The following is an 18329-nucleotide window of genomic DNA, read 5'->3' as shown; positions in this document are numbered from 1 at the left end:
TTTGTGAAGTGACGCTAGCGGTCGTGGAGAAAGGGTGGGGCGGGCACTCTCCAATAACGCGCCCATTTTGTTTTAATGGGAAAATAATTGGCATTTATTTTCCCATCAGCACGCTCGTCTTGCTCTAAAGGGAAAACAACGGGCGTTTATTTTCCCATAAGCATGCTCGCCTTATTCCAAAGGGAAAACAATCGAGCTTTATTTTCCGCTCAGCACGTTCATCTTGCTCTAAAGGGAAAACACTCGAGCTTTATTCTCCCACCAGCACCCACGTCTATCCCCACTAGTCGAATAAATATCTCCAACCTGTCAGTTCATGATTAGTGATCCTAGTCACTTATAGTATCTGCTTTTATACTCTCCGACAGATTTAAAGTTGTTAGATAATATTCTCCAGATCACCTTTTTGGATAAAACTTCCCCACACCACTTATAAATTTCCCTCGTGGTAAGCTTTCTTTCAGGAAACAGTAGCTGAAACTCCTCTACTTGACGCAAGACTGTTGTTGTAACGGATTCCTTGTGCCCACATGACTCACATTTACAAATTCCCCTTCCCGAGACCATAGAAAACATCCTACAAGCTGGGCAAATAGTTCCCTTTTGTAATTCTTCATAACGAAAAGAAGGTAATCTTTGATGGGGAGATTCTGTTTTGTTGAGCTGCAGTAATTTGGCAGCAATTCTTTCCGATTTATTAGTTAATTTTGTCGCCTGATTGTTTATCATTCTTAAATGATTAGTTATTTGATTTGGGAAAATAATTGGACTGTCGAGTGGAGCTTGATAGAGAGTGAATGCTGGATGGGTAAATACAACGTTAGCTTCAATTGGAGTGTTCAAGCCGAGGCTGAGGAGCAGTTGCCGGAGAAGGGATGCTGTTCTATTGAGTTGAAGCAATGGGTTGTTCAATTCGCGTCGAGGTTTTTTATAAAATTTATCTCCTTCAAGGTAAAAATCACCTTCAAAGTTTTTCACTTCATACAAGAAAATTCTAGTCTCGCTTAAAATTAAACAATCAATTTGAAATGTTGTTTGGTTATGCTCAATCAATAGATTATTTAAAACAAGACGATCACCTTCCGTTTTTGACGCGAGGTCGGTGAATAAAAGTTCACCTTCATGGCCTTTTTTTAGGTTAAGAAAATATCTGTTTTCTCAGCAGATAACTTTTTTCGCTTACTTAACGATTCGAGGAGCAATAATTCTTTTGGTTTTGGAGGAAGTACAATGGCTTTCATGTCTCATATTCCTTTCTTATCTTTTTTTAAGAGTTGTCCCATAATTATAACTCAAATCGAACTAATCTGTCATTTGGAAATAAAACAAATGAACAGCCATTCAATTTATGGTAAATTTAAGATAATAAAAATATAGGGGAGATTTCATGTTCATCCGAATAGAAAAAAACGTGGGAGCTGTGGGCGAGGTTCAATTTATCGAAGGAATTGTAGCTCTCGGAAAAATAAAATTAAATGTTTATAGTTTTGCTTTGGATGGTATTTTAATTGATACGGGGTCGCCAAGATTGCTGCGTGCTTTTCAGCCGTTTTTTGAAAAGTCCAATGCCGAGAAAGTGATGCTGACTCATTCCCATGAAGATCATGTCGGGGGTGCCGCTTATTTGCAAAAAGAATATAATCTGCCTGTTTTTATGAATGAATCAGGTATACAGCAATGTGGGAGAAACGCAGATTATCCATTCTACCGGAAATTCTTTTGGGGGAAAAGGGAGCCATTCCACGCTGAACCGATCGGGGAAACATTTTTATCACGGACTGCAACATGGGATGTAATCGAAACACCTGGTCATGCGGAAGATCATCTTTCCTTCCTGAACAGGGAGACTGGCCAGTTATTCTCCGGGGATTTATTTGTCACCCCAGTGACAAAATTGATACTTGCAAATGAGAGTGTTCCAACGATCATCGATTCGATTAAGCATGTACTCAAGCTGGACTTTGAGGAAATATTTTGCTGTCATGCCGGGTATGTAAATAATGGCCGGATGATGCTCAGGAGAAAGTTGCAGTATTTAGAAGAATTGGAAGCGAAGATTTTGGAGATGAATGCGCAAGGCTATCATGAGAAAGAAATTCAAAAGGAATTGTTTAAGAAGAAGTATCCGATTACTTATTTGTCTCGTGGTGAATGGGATTCTATTCATATTATTCGTTCCGTTCTAAGAGATTCAAACAAAGGCGACTAAGCAAAATGAGGGGAGTTGTGGGTACGACAGCACTCGACAACTTTTGAAAATTAAGTTGTTTTTACCATTCAACTACACAAGTTTTTCCGATATACTAGGGTGAGAGATTAGCAGGTTAGGAGATTGATAGGTAATGGGGAACATACAAAATTGGCTTAAAATTTTTACAGGAATAATCCTGTTAGGGATTATTTTACCTGCTGGCGTATACGCAGAAACAGAAGAATCGGTGGCTGTTAGCAAGCATGCGGAAAGAGAGACGAGTATTGAATTGTATGATGTAGAAAAGCGAATGAAGCGATTTGCCTTTGATTCGGGATTTCATTTTGAATATCCGGATGCCGTTCGGGGGATTTACGTAACAGGTAATTCAGCTGGCGGCAGCAAGTTTGAAGATCTTCTTAATCTTGTGGAAACAACAGATTTAAATGCGATGGTAATTGATATAAAAGAAGACCATGGTAATTTAACATTCAAGCCTGATGAAGATTCTCCTTATGCAGATATCGCAGAGAACTATATTTCCGATCCAGAAGCGATGATGAAAGTTCTTGAAGAAAAGGAAATTTATCCGATTGCAAGAATTGTCGTTTTTAAAGATTCCGTTCTAGCAAAAGAGCGTCCCCATCTTTCGTTTATGGAAAATGGGAAAGTATGGGTGAACAATCGCGGTGAAGCCTTTGTAAATCCTTTTGAAAAAGAAGTCTGGGAATATAACGTCGAGATTGCGAAACTCGCTGTAGAACTCGGATTCCAAGAAATTCAGTTTGATTACGTTCGTTTTCCAGAAGGATTTGAAAAAAAGGATGAAAGCTTATCTTATACGCACGGGGATTATGAAGATCTTGATATGAACAATATCAAGAAGCGTGTTGAAGCTGTTACTGACTTTGTTGCTTATGCGAGAGAAGAATTATCTACATATGGGGTTGACGTGTCTGTTGATATATTCGGTTACGCAGCGACACTGGGGGAAACTCCAGGAATTGGACAAAACTTTTCAAGAATCTCGGATAATGTCGATATCATTTCATCCATGATTTATCCGAGCCATTGGACGAGTTATTTCGGTATTGAAAAGCCTGATACAGAACCGTATCGGCTTGTGACCGAATATGCTAAAGTGGAAAATGAAGTACTTGGTGCTCTCGACAGTCCGCCGGTATCTAGGCCATGGCTTCAAGATTTTGAGGCACCTTGGTTGTACAGCGGACCAGCGAAACAATACGGGAAAGCGGAAGTAGAAGCACAAATTCGCGCGCTCTATGAAAACGGCATTGACGAATTTCTTTTATGGAATGCAAGTAACGTTTATACGGAAAATGTCGATTATTTAATAGGAAAAGAATAGAGAATTGGGACACGGGGGTCAGAGATCGTGTCCCGGTTTTTTCAATTAACTAGGAATTAAAGGGTTTAATTGAAAACAGTTCGGGTACAATACCGAGTAGACAGTCGTTTATGCGGGCGAATTGGAAATCTACAAATAATCGTGATTACCCCCTACTTTTTTAAAGGGAAATGTAGTATACTATAAAAGGGTTTTATTTAAACTTATTTTAATATAAGAATGAGAAATAAGTTTAACCAATGCTTGCGTACCGATAGAAATAAATATTGAGGAGTGAAGTACATGGTAACACTTTATACCTCACCAAGTTGCACATCCTGCAGAAAAGCTAAAGCTTGGTTGGAAGAACATAACATTCCGTTCAAGGAGCGAAATATTTTTTCGGAACCGCTAACAATTGAAGAAATAAAAGGAATTTTGCGGATGACGGAAGATGGGACAGATGAAATCATCTCGACACGTTCAAAAGTATTCCAGAAGTTAGATGTAAATATTGATCAATTACCAATGCAGGATTTGTTTGATCTCATTCAAAAAAATCCCGGCTTGTTAAGAAGGCCGATTATCCTTGATGAAAAACGGCTTCAGGTTGGATATAATGAAGATGAAATCAGACGATTTCTTCCTAGAACCGTTCGTACATTCCAATTAAAGGAAGCACAACGAATGGTAAACTAAAGGAATTTATACATTTAAAGCACAGGACTAAGTACAACGTCTTGTGCTTTTATTTATCACGTATTAACGGTCTGTAATTTCCCCACCTCTAAACATGAGGGAAGCCCAATATGTGAAGGGTGGGGATAAACAGTCCGTAAATACCTGATTCTGTTCAACTAACATTCAGTGGGGAGGTAAGGAATTCCCCACTGAATGAAGTTTCACTTTATCACGTATTAACGGTCTGTAATCCCCCCACCTCTAAACATGAGGGGAACCCAATATGTGAAGGGTGGGGATAAACAGTCCGTAAATACCTGATTCTGTTCAACTAACATTCAGTGGAGGAGGAAAGGAATTACCCACTGAATGAAGTTTCAAGGCTTCTTTATCGCGTCTTGAGGTGAAGAGAATCCGCTAGTCGCTGGGCTTTGGAGCTTGATGTTGTGATGATTAAAAGAAAATGCGTGACAAATTGTTCAAACTGCTTTAGAATAAACATTTAATTATAGGCATATTCATTTCCAAACAGCCATACTTTATCATACAATAGCTATAAGCTAAGGGGGAACACACTTTTCTTAGCTAAAAAGTCCGTACGCATATTATTTTAATAGATTCAAATCTTCGCTTGAAGGGAGAGTAGAAGAATGGAAATAGAAAGAATAAACGAAAATACGATTAAGTTTTATATTTCGTATCTGGATATTGAAGATTTAGGCTATAAGAGGGAAGACATTTGGTACAACAGAGAACGCAGTGAACAATTATTCTGGCATATGATGGATGAAGTGAATCAGAAAGAAGACTTTAGTCCGGATGGCCCGCTCTGGATTCAAGTGCAAGCGATGGAAAAAGGTCTGGAAATTATCGTTACGAAAGCCAAGATTTCTAAACATGATGAGGCATACGAACTAGATGATGATGACCTTGAATTGCACGGGGAAGAGGATATTGATGATATCCTTGAAGACACATTCGGAAAGAGTGCAGACAATGTGGATGACAATCCTGGATTCCATGAAGAGAGACTGTGGATCGTCGTGAAGTTTGCCGACTTTGAAGATGTTATCCAGCTTAGTCATATGATGAAGAATGACTATGAAATCCAAGAAGAAACACTCTACCATTATGAAGGTGCATACTATCTTTACGTACAGTTTGGCATTGAGGTTCTGGATGATGACGATATTCAGACGAACCTTACGAGTAAAATCCATGAATTCGCAACGACCTCTGATATCTCCTTACATGTACTCGAAGAATACGGGAAAATAATTATCGAGGAAAACACGTTTGCTGAAATAAGAAAATACTTCCCGAGAGAAAAATAGACATCTGGACAGGATGTCTATTTTTTTATGGGAAAAGATCTGCTTAAAAGCAGGATTTTATTGTTATTTGTCGAATATAGCGAGCATGGAGGTGTTTGCATGCTGCAAGCAAGATTAAAAAGTGGAAAATATATTATACCTGCTCTGTACCCGAAAAGTGAGCTTTTGCAATTAAGGGCAGGAGAAGAGTCGTTTTATTGCCCGGTTTGCGATGAAAAGGTCATCTTGCGGGTAGGTGAGAAAGTAGTTGCCCATTTTGCCCACACAGCAAACGTGAATTGTCCGTCCCGGGGAGGAGGGGAAGGCGCTTATCATGAACAAGGGAAACTGCAATTATATGAATGGCTCCTTCGTCAAGGTCTTAGTGTAGAGCTTGAAGCATATATGCCGGAAATTAATCAGCGACCAGATATACTGCTCCATCACGGTGAACGCAGAATCGTGCTAGAGTACCAATGTTCTAGAATATCCAATGAGGAAATCATTGAACGAACCAATGGATACAAAGAAATTGGCGTCCCCGTTATCTGGATTCTCGGAGAAATATTATTAAAGCGAAAAGGAAAACAGGCGCTACGGATTGATTCCTTTACGAGAACGCTCATCCATCAATTTACCTCAGCTTATCCTTTAAGTCTTTTCTACTACTGTCCCTTCACTTGTGATCTCATTAAATTCCAAGACTTTACTTTTACGAATAAGAACCGTGCACTAGGAAAACTAACAGTAAAACGGCTTGAAACAATGACGTTTCCCGAACTGCTTGCAAAAGAATTTTTACCGGATTATCATTTTATAACGATTTGGAAACGGGAAAAGAAATATTTCCGCTTAAGAAGGTGGGGTAAGCTGTTTGGAGAGGAGCGGAAGTGGCATCACTGGCTATATAGGAAAGGTTTGCATTTTGAAAAGCTACCTTCATTTGTTCATCTTCCCGTTTCCGGAGCTTATCGTATGAAGCTACCCGGTTGGATTTGGCAGAGTTGGATTCTGTTCGAAGTGATTGCACCAAGGCCGATCGGATCTATAATTACGACGAAAGCGTGCAATTATCTAGTTCAACATTATTTATTCCCCTGTGAATATTTCCCCTTGATTAAGTCTCCAGCACAACCCGTCCGCGAATATCTTACACTTCTTTGTTCAGCAGGCCTCTTACGGAGAACCAATACTGATACTTTCGAAAAGTTGACAGACATCGATCTACCCGAGCGACTTGAGCTAGCTATAATAGAAGACGGCGATTTTATTACAGAACTTTTTCAGAACAAATAAACATTATTCGAGCATGATAACCCATTAATTCGTTATACTAAAAGAAGGGGTTTTCTATAATTTTCTAGAATTAGTATAGTAAGCAGATATAAAGGAGGAAATTTGATGTCAAATACGACGAAAGAATTGAAATCAAGAAGTGAGGTTCCAGTTGAACGGACTTGGCGACTGGAAGATATTTTTGCGAGCGATGAGGATTGGAAAAAGGAACATGCACAACTTACAGAAGACCTGCCGGAAATTGAAACGTATCAAGGAAAGTTAGCTTCGTCAGCTGATACGTTATATGAATTATTGAAACTGCAGGATGACCTCTCCAGTCGGCTTGGCAAATTATATACATACGCTCATATGCGTTATGATCAGGATACGACAAATTCCTTTTATCAGGGGCTGAATGCCGAGGCGGAAATGCTGCTTACGAAAGCTTCCAGTGCAATGAGCTATATCGTTCCAGAGATCCTTGCGATGGATGAAGGCAAGCTGGATGAATTTTTGCGGGAGAAGGAAGAACTAAAGCTTTACGAAAAAGTATTAACAGATATTGCGAAGCGCCGTCCGCATGTGCTGAGTGAAAAGGAGGAAGCATTGCTAGCAGAGGCTGGTGAAGCTCTAGGAACGGGTGAACAAGCATTTGGTATGCTAAACAATGCGGATCTTACATTCCCGGCGATTAAGAATGAGAACGGGGAAGAGGTTGATGTGACCCATGGCAGATATTCAATCTTCCTTGAATCAAAAGATCGCCGAGTTCGTAAAGATGCATTTATGGCGATGTATGAAACATATGGTAAATTTAAAAATACCTTTTCAGCTACGTTAGGTGGAAATATAAAGAAAGATAATTTCTATGCGAAGGTACGTAATTATGATTCAGCAAGACAAGCAGCACTCTCGAGCAATCATATCCCTGAAGAAGTATATGATAATCTAGTAGAGGCAGTGAATGAGCGTCTGCCTTTATTACATCGATACGTGGAATTGCGGAAGAAGATTCTCGGTGTCGATGAACTGCATATGTATGACCTTTATACACCGTTAGTGACAGATGTCGATATGAAAGTTCCATATGAGAAAGCGAAAGAATATGTCGCTAAAGGACTGGAGCCGCTCGGTAGCGATTATCAGCAAATTTTAAAAGAGGCGTTTCGGAATCGCTGGATTGACGTGGAAGAGAATAAAGGGAAGAGGAGTGGTGCTTATTCCTCCGGTACGTATGGAACGAATCCATACATTTTAATGAACTGGCAAGATAATATCAATAATACATTTACGCTTGCTCATGAACTTGGCCATTCGGTGCATAGCTATTATACACGAAAACATCAGCCCTTCCGTTATGGAAACTACTCAATTTTCGTAGCTGAAGTAGCTTCCACGACAAACGAAGCGTTGCTGAATGATTATCTACTGGAAAATTTGGAAGATGAAAAAGAGAAAATGTATATTCTGAATCATTTCCTGGAAGGTTTCCGAGGCACCGTATTCCGCCAGACAATGTTCGCGGAGTTTGAGCATGACATTCATGTCCGGGCCCAGAACGGGGAAGCACTTACTGCAGATAGACTGACTGAGATTTATTACGACTTGAATAAGAAGTATTATGGTCCAGCTGTAGTAAGTGATGAGGAGATTGGGCTCGAGTGGGCAAGAATCCCTCACTTCTATTACAATTATTATGTTTATCAATATGCAACCGGTTATTCAGCAGCGACTTCACTCGCGAAGCAGATTTTAGAAGAAGGAGAACCAGCAGTAGAACGCTATACTGATTTCTTAAAAGCGGGAAGCAGCGATTACCCAATCGAAGTGTTGAAAAAAGCCGGCGTTGACATGAATTCCAAACAGCCAATTTCCGATGCACTTGATGTATTTGAAGAAAAGCTTAAGGATTTAGAAAATCTATTAGGGTAATGGAAAAGGGAGCTGGTTGCATAACCGCTCCCTTATTCACCGCATTCGCCGATACGCTTTTTTACGGTGCAAGATAGAATAAAGCATGAAATAAATTGAAATAAATAACAATGGCAACGTCAAGAATAAAGGAATCAATCGCATCAAACCAATCATGTTAATGAATAAAGCAAGCACCGTTAAAATAAAAAACAAAACCGGATACAAATGGTTCATAAGCATCCCCCTCGTTTAGTATAAATATGAAGCAAGAACGTAAATATACCAGATACATGTAAATATTATTGAACAATTTGTGAAAACTTGAACATATCTCTTGCACATTGAAAAAATACTTGTTAATATATAATTGTAAGTTGAAGCAAACAAACCCCTTTTGTTTGATCATGAAACTTTCTCCCATCCCCTTTGTATTCATACAAAGACGGAAATTAGAGAATGTACGCTGCCCCGTATATTCTCTATTTTTTTTATCATTTTTTAGAGTAGGGACGAAAAATACCACCCTGGGCGTAAAATGTCCATAATTTGAACTTTTTGTGAACCATCACACAAAAGTATTGTCAAATCGATAATGTGTTGTTATGATATATACATAAGTTGAAACAAACAAAAACCCCTTTTGTTTGATCATGAAACTTTCTCCCATCCCCCCTTTGTATTCATACAAAGACGGAATAAGGATATACGCTGCCCCGTATATCCTTTATTTTTTTGTCTATTTTTGGGACACGGGGTCAGAGGGTTTGTCCCAATCCAAGTGGGACAGTTCCTCCGACCCCGTGTCCCACCAATTCAAGTGGGACAGTTCCTCTGACCCCATGTCCCACCGAACCCCCATGTCCCGATCCAAAAAAATAGACCGACTAATGGTTAGTCCGTCAAATTTTTGGTTTCCAGTAGATTTCGTTATCTGTTTCAACTTTCTCTACTAGTTGCTTTAATTGTAATTTCTTCATTTCACTTAATGTTTTTGTTTCTGACCAGTCATAAATAATAGAGATTTCTCGGGTGCCGATAATTGTTGAACGGCTAACCAATTCTTCTAGTGACGGTTTCGTGGATGGAATTGGGTGATATTGTAAGATTTCGCTTAAAACAAGCTCATATATTTCATAAGGATATAGTCCGGAAACTTTAATTCCATGCTCTTCCACCGTCTGATTAAAGAATACCATTGTCGGCATCGCATCGACGTCCATTTCATTTGTAAGGCGCAAATCACATTGATAGGCCCTTTTTGCCGATGGAGAAACAATGTCTTTCTCAAATTCCTGCATATCTAATTTTGTTTCCTCTGCACAAGAGAACAGTACATCTAACTCGGAAATGTTCAAGCGCTCGATAAACAGCTTTTCTTGCAACTTCTGTAAAAATTCTTTCCCTGCCCGCTTACCTTGCAACTCAGATGCCTTAATGGCGAGGGAGGTAATCAGTGGATGTGTGACTGGATAGCGTTCACTACTTTCACTTACCATTTCTGCATGATTTGCGAAGGGAGCGTGTACCTGTTGCTTGTTCACTAAAGAAAAGCGGCTATTTACAATCACTCGCACGGTGAAAAATCTGCCATATTCCAATGTTAATTTCCTTAAATAAAACTGGAGAGACCAGCAATCTGCGGAAAAAGGATCCAAAAACAGATAAACTTCTACAGGCTTTTGGACGGAATCCGAATCATGATATGTTGCTGATGGATTAGCGTGATTCATACTCAATAACTCAGGCTGCTGCCAGCTCACATCAAGTCCTCCTTTCCATTATTCTGGTGTATTCATCATGTGATTAGCTGTCATCGTCAATTTCTCAAAAATAATCGTCCGATAAGGTTCATCGATACGTGCTTCTTCCAGTGCCTCTTTCATACAATCCAGCCAGGCATCACGCCTGCTTGGTGTAATGGGGAAGGGGAGATGCCTTCTGCGCATCATCGGGTGACCTCTTTCCGCTTCGTAAAGTCGAGGTCCGCCAAAGAACTGGGTGAGAAACAATTTTTGCTTTCTTGCCGTCTCCGTCAAATCTTCCGGGAAAATCGGAATGAGTAACGGATGTTTTGCTACACGTGCGTAAAAACTATCAACTATTTTCTCAATTTCACTATACCCGCCTATTGCGTCATAAATGGAGCGGTGTCTGATGTCCTGCATATGGATTTCTCCTATTTTTGTTTTTCATTATTGTAGCAGGGCTTTAGTATATGAGCAACAAATGTGATTTATGATAGTGAATATTTACATATCACCTAATGTCTTCCATCGAGATTCTGCAAATTCATAAAGAACCGTTCAATCTTGTTCGGTGTCTGCCGCAAGGGAATATGATTTGTTTCCAGTACCCATTTAAACACCTTTTCACCTTCTGCACGGTTTTTCGCTTCCAGTTCAAATTCATAATCATCTTGATTGTTATACATACTGTAATCAAGCACGTAAAGGGTGTCTTTATTTTCATATTCACGGCGTTCGGTTGTCAGGTCACCGAAGTATTTCAAATCTCTGAATTCGATTCCCAACTGCTCTAGCCGTTTTCCGATATTCGCTTTTGCTACAGGTTTCCCGTTCAGCCAACTTGCAGCTTCCTTTTGCGTTAATTTATCATGCGTCTCCAGCAATCCATCGCCGAATGGTTCCTTTAATGTTAAAGTAAACTCCCCGTTTTTCTCTCTGATTCTTAAGGCACTGCGTTGCTTCTTCAACCTCAGATCTTCAGTTTCAAAATAATGGTTCGTTTGTTTGAATGGTTCCTTAGGGAAGGGGAATGTTTCCAGTAACGTATCAAATTCAGCTTTCGTCAATAAATTCTTAAATTCAATTTCAATTTCCTGTGCCACTCGAAATCCTCCGTTGTAAAGTGATTATAATTGATTATGGCAATTTCTCAAGTAATATGCAATGAATAGCCTTTTTCTCTGCATGTGTTAAAATAGACTAGGTACATACCCATACTCAAACGAGAATAGGAGTGGTGACTATGAATTGGGAAGTAATCCTGGCTCCTTATGAACAGGTAGTTGAAGAATTAAAAGTGAAATTAAAAGGGATGCGCAAACAATTTGAACATGAATCAAGGCACTCACCGATTGAATTTATTACAGCAAGGGTGAAGCCAATCCCGAGTATCCTGGAAAAGGCGGAGAGAAGACAAGTGCCGCTGGACCAGATTGCAGATGAAATTCAGGATATCGCGGGCATCCGCGTTGTTTGTCAATTTGTCGATGATATTTATACCGTAGTCGACATGTTACGTGAAAGAAGCGATTTTACAATTCTTGAGGAAATCGATTATATAAAAAGTAAGAAAAGCAGTGGATACCGATCCTTTCATATGATTATTCAATATCCTACCGAAACGATTCACGGAAGAAAGCTCGTAACTGCGGAAATTCAAATCCGTACACTTGCCATGAACTTCTGGGCGACGAATGAGCACTCCTTAAATTATAAATATAAAGGAAGAATACCTGAAAAAATTCAAAAACGTTTACAGCTTGCAGCAGAAGCAGCTTTTAATCTCGACGAAGAGATGTCAAAAATCAAAAGTGAAATTCAAGAGGCAAATCGGATTTTCCACCGGTTGTAATCAGCCACTCGCATGTAAGACCTGCGGTGATATGTCAAGAGTAAAATAAATGATTATTGAGTTATCAAGGTTCAATTATCTTAAAAAAGGCAGCACTAAACTAACCCAGTAATATTTACAGAATTTACTGGATATTGTCAGAAGGATTTAGAAGCTAATCATGCTTCATGTATGTACGCTCCTTTCGGCGTGTAAATTTGGTTTTTGCGTAGTAGCGCATCCACCAAACGCACAAGTTTTCTTGCAGTTAAGACGAGGGCTCTTTTGTGTTGATGCTTTGGTACTTCATCGTACTTTTTCGCGTAATACTCTTTGTATTCAGGAACGTATTTTCTTACCGAGTTGGCGGCTTCAACAAGGTAATAACGGAGATACTGATTTCCATTACGCGATAACGATGTATCGTCAGCTGTAAAGCGACCGGATTGATGCTTTCGCCAATAAAGACCTGCATACTTGGCGATCTTTGTTTCATCTGTGAAGCGTTCAATCTGTCCAATTTCAGCTTGAATACCGGCAGCTAATACTGGTCCGATGCCAGGGATAGACTGTAGCGTTTGCGGCAAACCTTTCATGATTCGCTCGATGGATTTATCCAGTTCTTTGATTTGTTTTTCAAACGTCCGAATCAATGTAATCGAGGTGCCTAGTATGGTGTCGATGGAGTCTTCCACCACTTTGTCTAAACGATAGGAAGAGCGAACGGCCTTCTGAATGGACTTGGCCACACAATCTGGATCAGGGAATCTATTTTTTCCCTGTTTCTGTAGATAGTCAGCCAAGTCTTCCAAAGACATGTTCGATAACTCATCCAGACTGTAGTTTTCAAGGAAAAGATCCATCATCGCTTTACCAAATACAGAGGATTCTACTTCCTCTGTGAATGTATTACATTTGTAGCTTAGATACTGAAGGAAACGCTGCTTTTCCTGCGTGATTTGGCGGACAATCTGGTAACGTGCCCGTGTCAACTGTTGAAGAGCCACATACTGTTCTTCTTTCACAACCGACATCGGCAAGCGACCAAAACGGAGATAGTCAGCGATGACGAAGGCATCAATTTCATCCGTCTTGTCCATATCGCTGTAGCTCTTCTTGAAATTCGCTATCTGTTTGGGATTCATGACCAACACTTGCCCACCAAGAGCTTGAATCGACTCATCATTATGTAAAAACATGGATGGATGAAAACTATAAACACTGGTAGATTCCAGCCCAATTCGTAGGATAGTGACATCTTGATCCTCAGCTGTCTTTAAAATCTCGTTTCTAAGCTGTGTAGCACCTGGCAAATCATTGGACACGGTGAAGGAAGCTAACTGTTCGCCCTCACCATTTAAAAAGCAAACCTTGATATCAAAAGAACTAACGTCTAAACCAACAAATAATTTCATGGGATTAACACTCCTTTCGATTTAGAATCATTGGAACTTATTCTTGGACGCTCTGGGATATCCCTAGTGTGGGCGCCGATCAGCAGCCTCGTGTATGAGTACTCTCCTTGCATCGAAAGCCGCCCTGGAGCTACTAACATCCAGGTTCGAACATCAAGGGGTACAGCCTGCGTGTTTGAAGGCCAAAACGCACACTGGGATACAGTCTTATTAATGCGGTTAAGCCCGCAGGGGGAGAAAGAATTGTCCCAAATGATCCTAAGACCATTATCTAGGAATATCCCAGAGCGTCCAAGTCATTTGACATATCAACAGGGTGAATTACAAGGAAATAATAGGCGGAAAATGTAGGCCTAAACATAATATACGAGGGGGAGGAAAAGTGAAATTTGTAATTGTTTCAAGGGACGATCATCGCTCCAAAACAATTAAAGCAACAATGAAGCAATATTTAACGGAATTTGATTTGGAATATAGTAAAGAAGAACCTGAACTTGTCATATCGGTCGGAGGAGATGGTACATTCTTGGAAGCATTCCACCGTTACCACCACCGATTGAAGGAAACTGCTTTTATCGGTGTACACACAGGGCATCTTGGTTTCTATGCCGATTACACACCGGATGAACTGGAGAAATTAATCATTGAAATTGCGAAGACGCCATTTCAAACAGTGGAGTACCCGCTCCTTGAAGTCATTATCCGCTCCAAAACCGGAGAAAAAGAGGACCGGTTACTTGCACTAAATGAAGTCATGATCAAAACAGCAGATGGATCTTCCGTTGTTCTCGATGTTGAAATTAAGGGTGAGCATTTCGAAACATTCCGTGGGGATGGTATTTGCATATCTACACCATCAGGAAGTACTGCTTATAATAAAGCGCTTGGCGGTGCAATTATCCATCCATCGTTTGAAGCGATTCAGTTAACGGAGATGGCGTCGATAAATAATCGGGTGTTCCGAACGATCGGCTCTCCGCTTATTTTACCGCAACATCATACCTGTATGCTGCGTCCGATGCGTGATAGCAGCTTTCTAATTTCGATTGATCATTATACGAACTCGTATACCGATGTGAAATCAATCCAGTGCCGGGTTGCCAAGGAAAAAGTACGCTTTGCAAGGTTCAGGCAGTTTCCATTCTGGAACCGGGTGCGTGATTCTTTTGTTTCTGAGGGAAATCAAAGATTTGGAGAATAGAGAGGCAATTATTTAAATGAAATGGATAATTAAGGAAGAACAGGCAGGCATGTTGATCCGTGACTTTTTGCAGCAAGTAGGCGGATTTTCTAGACGGATTTTAATTGCGGCAAAATCTGCTGAGGGGAATATTTTGCTAAATGGGGTAAAGCAGACGGTAAGAGGGCAACTGCAAGCGGGAGATGTCTTGGAGGTAAAGCTTCCCCCAGAGCCTGTGAGTAAATGGCTTTTTCCTGAATCACTTGAACTTCCCATTGTATATGAAGATGAAGCGGTACTAGTCATAAATAAACCGGCAGGGATGCCAACACTTCCCTCGCCGAAATATAAATCGGGCACTGTTGCAAATGGGGTGCTTGCCCATTATGAAAAAATCGGAAATCCTCATACAATCCACGTTGTCACAAGACTGGATAAAGATACTTCCGGTTTATTACTCATTGCAAAAGACAGACTGGGCCATAGCTTGCTAGCAAAAAGTCAACAGCAATTCACAATTAAGCGGAAGTATTTGGCAATTGTGGAAGGTGAGATGGCGGAGGATGAAGGGAAAATTAACGCGCCAATCGGAAGGAAGCCTGGTTCTATTGTGGAACGCGTTGTCACAGAAATAGGGAAGCCGGCGGTTAGTCGCTATAAAGTGAAACAACGGTTGGATGAGCATACACTTTTGGAAGTGGAACTTGAAACAGGGAGAACCCATCAGATTCGGGTCCATTTTTCACATATTCACCACCCTTTACTAGGGGATGATTTGTATGGCGGGAAAAAAGACTACTTAAATCGTCAGGCTCTCCATTGCCACGAAATTAGTTTCTTGCACCCATTTACAAGGAAGCTTCATACAACCAATGCTCGCTTACCAGAAGATATGGAACAGGCAATAAAACAATTATCAAACGATTAATCGAATGTACGAAATTTGTCTTCGTTCAAAGGCTGACGGGAACGAACGGAAACTAAATTTTTTTCGGGAAGCTGATAGGCCGTTAATGCATTCCCGAATACACAGCCAGTATCAATATTTATCGTATGATTGACAATCCTTGGCTCCTTAACAGGGGTATGTCCATAAATAATCCAGCGTTTTCCGTGATAGTGTTTTGCCCAATCACGTCGAATTGGTCTGCCTTTTTCGTCGGATTCGCCAGTGATGTCCCCGTAGAGAACAAAAGTCTCTACCCGTTTATCCGTGCGCCCGATGTATTCTTCCTTTATTCCGGCATGACAGATAACGGCATTCAGTTCAGGGACCTCGAGATAGAGCGGGGCTTGTTCGTATAAAGTCATGAACTGTTTGCGAATGCGCTCTTTTTCATCTTTACCTAGCGACTCGAATTCCTGAACCGTCGTCTCCAGTCCATGCGTTTGTTGGACATTATTCCCTAGAAAGAAGCGGTACAATTTATTACAATGATTTCCGGGCACATAGCGAGCGACTTTTTCCGTAATAACCATACGATAGACAAGACGGATTACCGCAAGCGAATTCGGGCCACGGTCAGTTAAATCACCGAGAAAAACAGGAACTCGGCCACCGGGATGCTTGAAAACTTGATTATCATAATGGTAACCTAAACTTTGGAAAAGATCGTGCAGCTCATCGATGCAGCCGTGCACATCTCCAATACAATCAATTTTCATCATTCGTGCCTCCTTTAAGAATTATTGTACACAACATGGTCGATATTAATAAGACTTTATTCTCTTCGTTTTTTTATTTCTATTAGTGGAAAGATATATAAATGGAGAGGTTTGCAGGAAAGGATTGGTGAACATGAGCGAATCATTAGAGAGATACGAAGCAGAAAAGCAAGAAAACTACCAAGCCCGCTTTAATAAATTACAAATATCTCTTGAAGAAGACGATATTAAAGGCTTCCGGGAAGACTTTCTTGATATGCATACGTATGAACAGGCAAGTTTTTTCAAGGAACAGCCTGAAGAGCTCAGGCGTTGGATTTACGGCTATTTATCTCCAGCGGAATTTGCTGAGATTATCGAAAGTATGGATTTTGAAGAAACGCTAGAGTACTTTACAGAAATGGACCCACAGTATTCCGGCGCCATTTTGACCGAGCTCCCGGCAGACGATGCGGTCGATATTCTAAGTTTATTGGAAAAAGATGAAGTCGCAAGCTTCCTGACGCTCATGGAGAAGGAATCCGCCGAAGAAATTAAACTCCTTTTAAATTATGAGGAAAAAACTGCCGGTAGTATTATGACGACGGAGTTTATCGCCTTGTATGATACACAAACCGTCGAACAGGTCATGAAACTGCTGAAAGAAGAAGCGCCTGAAGCTGAAATGATTTATTATTTATATGTTGTGGATGAAGCGAAGAAAATTGTTGGAGTGCTCTCGATTCGCGATTTGATTGTTGCCGATAACGACGCATTGATTAAAGATGTAATGAGTGAGTGGGTCATCACTGTCTCTGCCGGCAAAAACCAAGAGGAAGTTGCACAACTGTTTATGGATTACGATTTTCTTGCTGTACCGGTTGTAGACTTTCAAAATCACCTTATCGGGATTATTACAGTTGATGATATTTTAGATGTAGTGGATGAGGAAGCGAGTGAAGACTATTCCAAGCTTGCTGGGGTAGCGGATGGTGAACACCACACGGACACACCATTTGAAGCAGCGAAGAAACGATTGCCGTGGCTTATTATACTTTTATTTCTTGGTCTGTTCACAGCAAGTCTTATCGGACAGTTTGAAGAAACACTGGAACAGGTTGCAGTTCTTGCAATCTTCATTCCGTTAATTGCTGGGATGGCAGGTAATACCGGAACACAGTCCCTAGCGGTTGCAGTGCGTGGTCTTGCAACAGGAAACTTTGGAAAGCAAGGGAAATTTAAGTGGCTGCTGCGCGAACTTGGAACAGGGATGATTACGGGGAGTGTTTCTGGTGTAATCCTTGCTATTGTCATCTTTATCTGGCAACAGAATCTTGTTTTAGGTTTACTTGTCGGGGTGTCAATTTTTGCGTCTCTAATTGTAGCGACGATAGCAGGGGCATTTATTCCAATACTCATGGATCGGCTAAAGATTGATCCGGCTGTCGCATCCGGCCCATTCATTACGACTTTGAACGATATCACATCAATCCTTATTTACTTCGGCATGGCAACATCCTTCATGTCGTACTTGGTGTAAGAACAAAGGCTCCTTACAGGTTAAGTATGCGATTCATTTCGCGGGCGCAGTTTTTAATTTTTAAATTGAAAACAGGGGGGAGTGCTTCTTCCCTCCTTTATTTCATTACCGGGGCCAATATCTTTGGTTCAAGTAGACGAACGTTATCTCACCTTTCTGATTAAAAAAATTGGTCAAAAGCCATGGACCTTGTGGAAAACCAAGACCTCTCTCAACGCTCCCGTACCAAGAAGTCCATATTCCCTAACA

16 protein-coding genes and 1 pseudogene are annotated in these 18329 nt (G+C 40.6%); 10 read left to right on the top strand and 7 right to left on the bottom strand.

Translation table 11 applies throughout. The annotated features are described in order from the left end of the window. Nucleotides 1-333: 333 nt before the first annotated feature. Nucleotides 334-1071 (bottom strand): annotated as a pseudogene (locus tag SPD53_RS05330) (nuclease-related domain-containing protein); the annotation flags it as partial. A 316-nt stretch (nucleotides 1072-1387) separates the two neighbouring features. Here SPD53_RS05330 and SPD53_RS05325 point away from each other — a divergent pair. From SPD53_RS05325 to pepF, 6 genes are all read left to right on the top strand, one after another. Then, a complete protein-coding gene (locus SPD53_RS05325) occupies nucleotides 1388-2209 on the top strand; it encodes an MBL fold metallo-hydrolase (protein WP_188859113.1) in 822 nt (273 codons plus the stop codon). 133 nt (nucleotides 2210-2342) lie between these two features. Beyond that, nucleotides 2343-3560: a putative glycoside hydrolase gene (locus tag SPD53_RS05320; protein ID WP_336251847.1), complete on the top strand. Its 1218-nt coding sequence runs from the start codon at nucleotides 2343-2345 to the stop codon at nucleotides 3558-3560. 282 nt (nucleotides 3561-3842) lie between these two features. After that, nucleotides 3843-4238 carry a transcriptional regulator SpxA gene (gene spxA, locus SPD53_RS05315; RefSeq protein ID WP_156854564.1) on the top strand — a complete coding sequence of 132 codons (396 nt, stop codon included), beginning with the start codon at nucleotides 3843-3845 and terminating at the stop codon, nucleotides 4236-4238. Between the two features lie 632 nt (nucleotides 4239-4870). Beyond that, complete coding sequence (gene mecA, locus SPD53_RS05310; RefSeq protein ID WP_336251846.1) at nucleotides 4871-5554, top strand: adaptor protein MecA; 684 nt, start codon at nucleotides 4871-4873, stop codon at nucleotides 5552-5554. 27 nt (nucleotides 5555-5581) lie between these two features. Further along, nucleotides 5582-6829 (top strand): competence protein CoiA, encoded by a 1248-nt coding sequence (locus SPD53_RS05305; protein WP_336251845.1) that lies wholly within the window; start codon nucleotides 5582-5584, stop codon nucleotides 6827-6829. 105 nt (nucleotides 6830-6934) lie between these two features. Then, nucleotides 6935-8743, top strand: coding sequence for an oligoendopeptidase F (pepF, locus tag SPD53_RS05300; RefSeq protein WP_336251844.1), 1809 nt, complete (start codon nucleotides 6935-6937; stop codon nucleotides 8741-8743). Between the two features lie 36 nt (nucleotides 8744-8779). On the opposite strand, the gene SPD53_RS05295 is transcribed toward pepF, so the two are convergent. The 4 genes from SPD53_RS05295 to SPD53_RS05280 all read right to left on the bottom strand — a co-directional run bounded on the left by SPD53_RS05295 (nucleotide 8780) and on the right by SPD53_RS05280 (nucleotide 11573). After that, complete coding sequence (locus SPD53_RS05295; RefSeq protein ID WP_156854556.1) at nucleotides 8780-8959, bottom strand: hypothetical protein; 180 nt, start codon at nucleotides 8957-8959, stop codon at nucleotides 8780-8782. 665 nt (nucleotides 8960-9624) lie between these two features. Beyond that, entirely contained in the window at nucleotides 9625-10485 is an 861-nt protein-coding gene (locus tag SPD53_RS05290) for a DsbA family protein (protein ID WP_336251843.1), read from the bottom strand. 18 nt (nucleotides 10486-10503) lie between these two features. Next, nucleotides 10504-10890, bottom strand: a complete 387-nt coding sequence (locus SPD53_RS05285; RefSeq protein WP_156854552.1) for a globin domain-containing protein — start codon at nucleotides 10888-10890, stop codon at nucleotides 10504-10506. Between the two features lie 95 nt (nucleotides 10891-10985). Next, nucleotides 10986-11573, bottom strand: a complete 588-nt coding sequence (locus SPD53_RS05280; protein ID WP_336251842.1) for a CYTH domain-containing protein — start codon at nucleotides 11571-11573, stop codon at nucleotides 10986-10988. Nucleotides 11574-11713: 140 nt separating this feature from the next. Between SPD53_RS05280 and SPD53_RS05275 the strand changes: the two genes are divergently transcribed. After that, nucleotides 11714-12322 (top strand): GTP pyrophosphokinase, encoded by a 609-nt coding sequence (locus tag SPD53_RS05275; RefSeq protein ID WP_156854548.1) that lies wholly within the window; start codon nucleotides 11714-11716, stop codon nucleotides 12320-12322. 158 nt (nucleotides 12323-12480) lie between these two features. On the opposite strand, the gene SPD53_RS05270 is transcribed toward SPD53_RS05275, so the two are convergent. After that, nucleotides 12481-13716, bottom strand: coding sequence for an IS110 family transposase (locus tag SPD53_RS05270; protein WP_336251841.1), 1236 nt, complete (start codon nucleotides 13714-13716; stop codon nucleotides 12481-12483). Between the two features lie 382 nt (nucleotides 13717-14098). Here SPD53_RS05270 and SPD53_RS05265 point away from each other — a divergent pair, with 382 nt between their 5' ends. Both SPD53_RS05265 and SPD53_RS05260 read left to right on the top strand, forming a co-directional pair. Continuing rightward, nucleotides 14099-14917: an NAD kinase gene (locus SPD53_RS05265; RefSeq protein WP_336251840.1), complete on the top strand. Its 819-nt coding sequence runs from the start codon at nucleotides 14099-14101 to the stop codon at nucleotides 14915-14917. Nucleotides 14918-14933: 16 nt separating this feature from the next. Then, the gene (locus SPD53_RS05260; protein ID WP_336251839.1) at nucleotides 14934-15824 is read left to right on the top strand and encodes an RluA family pseudouridine synthase; all 891 of its coding nucleotides are present in this window, start codon (nucleotides 14934-14936) and stop codon (nucleotides 15822-15824) included. Here the strand turns inward: SPD53_RS05260 and prpE are convergent. Then, a complete protein-coding gene (gene prpE / locus SPD53_RS05255) occupies nucleotides 15821-16561 on the bottom strand; it encodes a bis(5'-nucleosyl)-tetraphosphatase PrpE (protein WP_336251838.1) in 741 nt (246 codons plus the stop codon). The two genes, SPD53_RS05260 and prpE, sit on opposite strands and share 4 nt — an antisense overlap. 133 nt (nucleotides 16562-16694) lie before the next feature. Here prpE and mgtE point away from each other — a divergent pair, with 133 nt between their 5' ends. Continuing rightward, a complete protein-coding gene (gene mgtE / locus SPD53_RS05250; protein ID WP_336251837.1) occupies nucleotides 16695-18080 on the top strand; it encodes a magnesium transporter in 1386 nt (461 codons plus the stop codon). Nucleotides 18081-18329 lie beyond the last annotated feature (249 nt).

The organism is Oceanobacillus sp. MO10714A, from assembly GCF_037072045.1.
GTDB lineage: Bacteria > Bacillota > Bacilli > Bacillales > Amphibacillaceae > Oceanobacillus > Oceanobacillus indicireducens.
The sequence above is the reverse complement of the archived record's forward strand: the minus strand, read 5'-3'. Positions and strand labels throughout refer to the sequence as shown.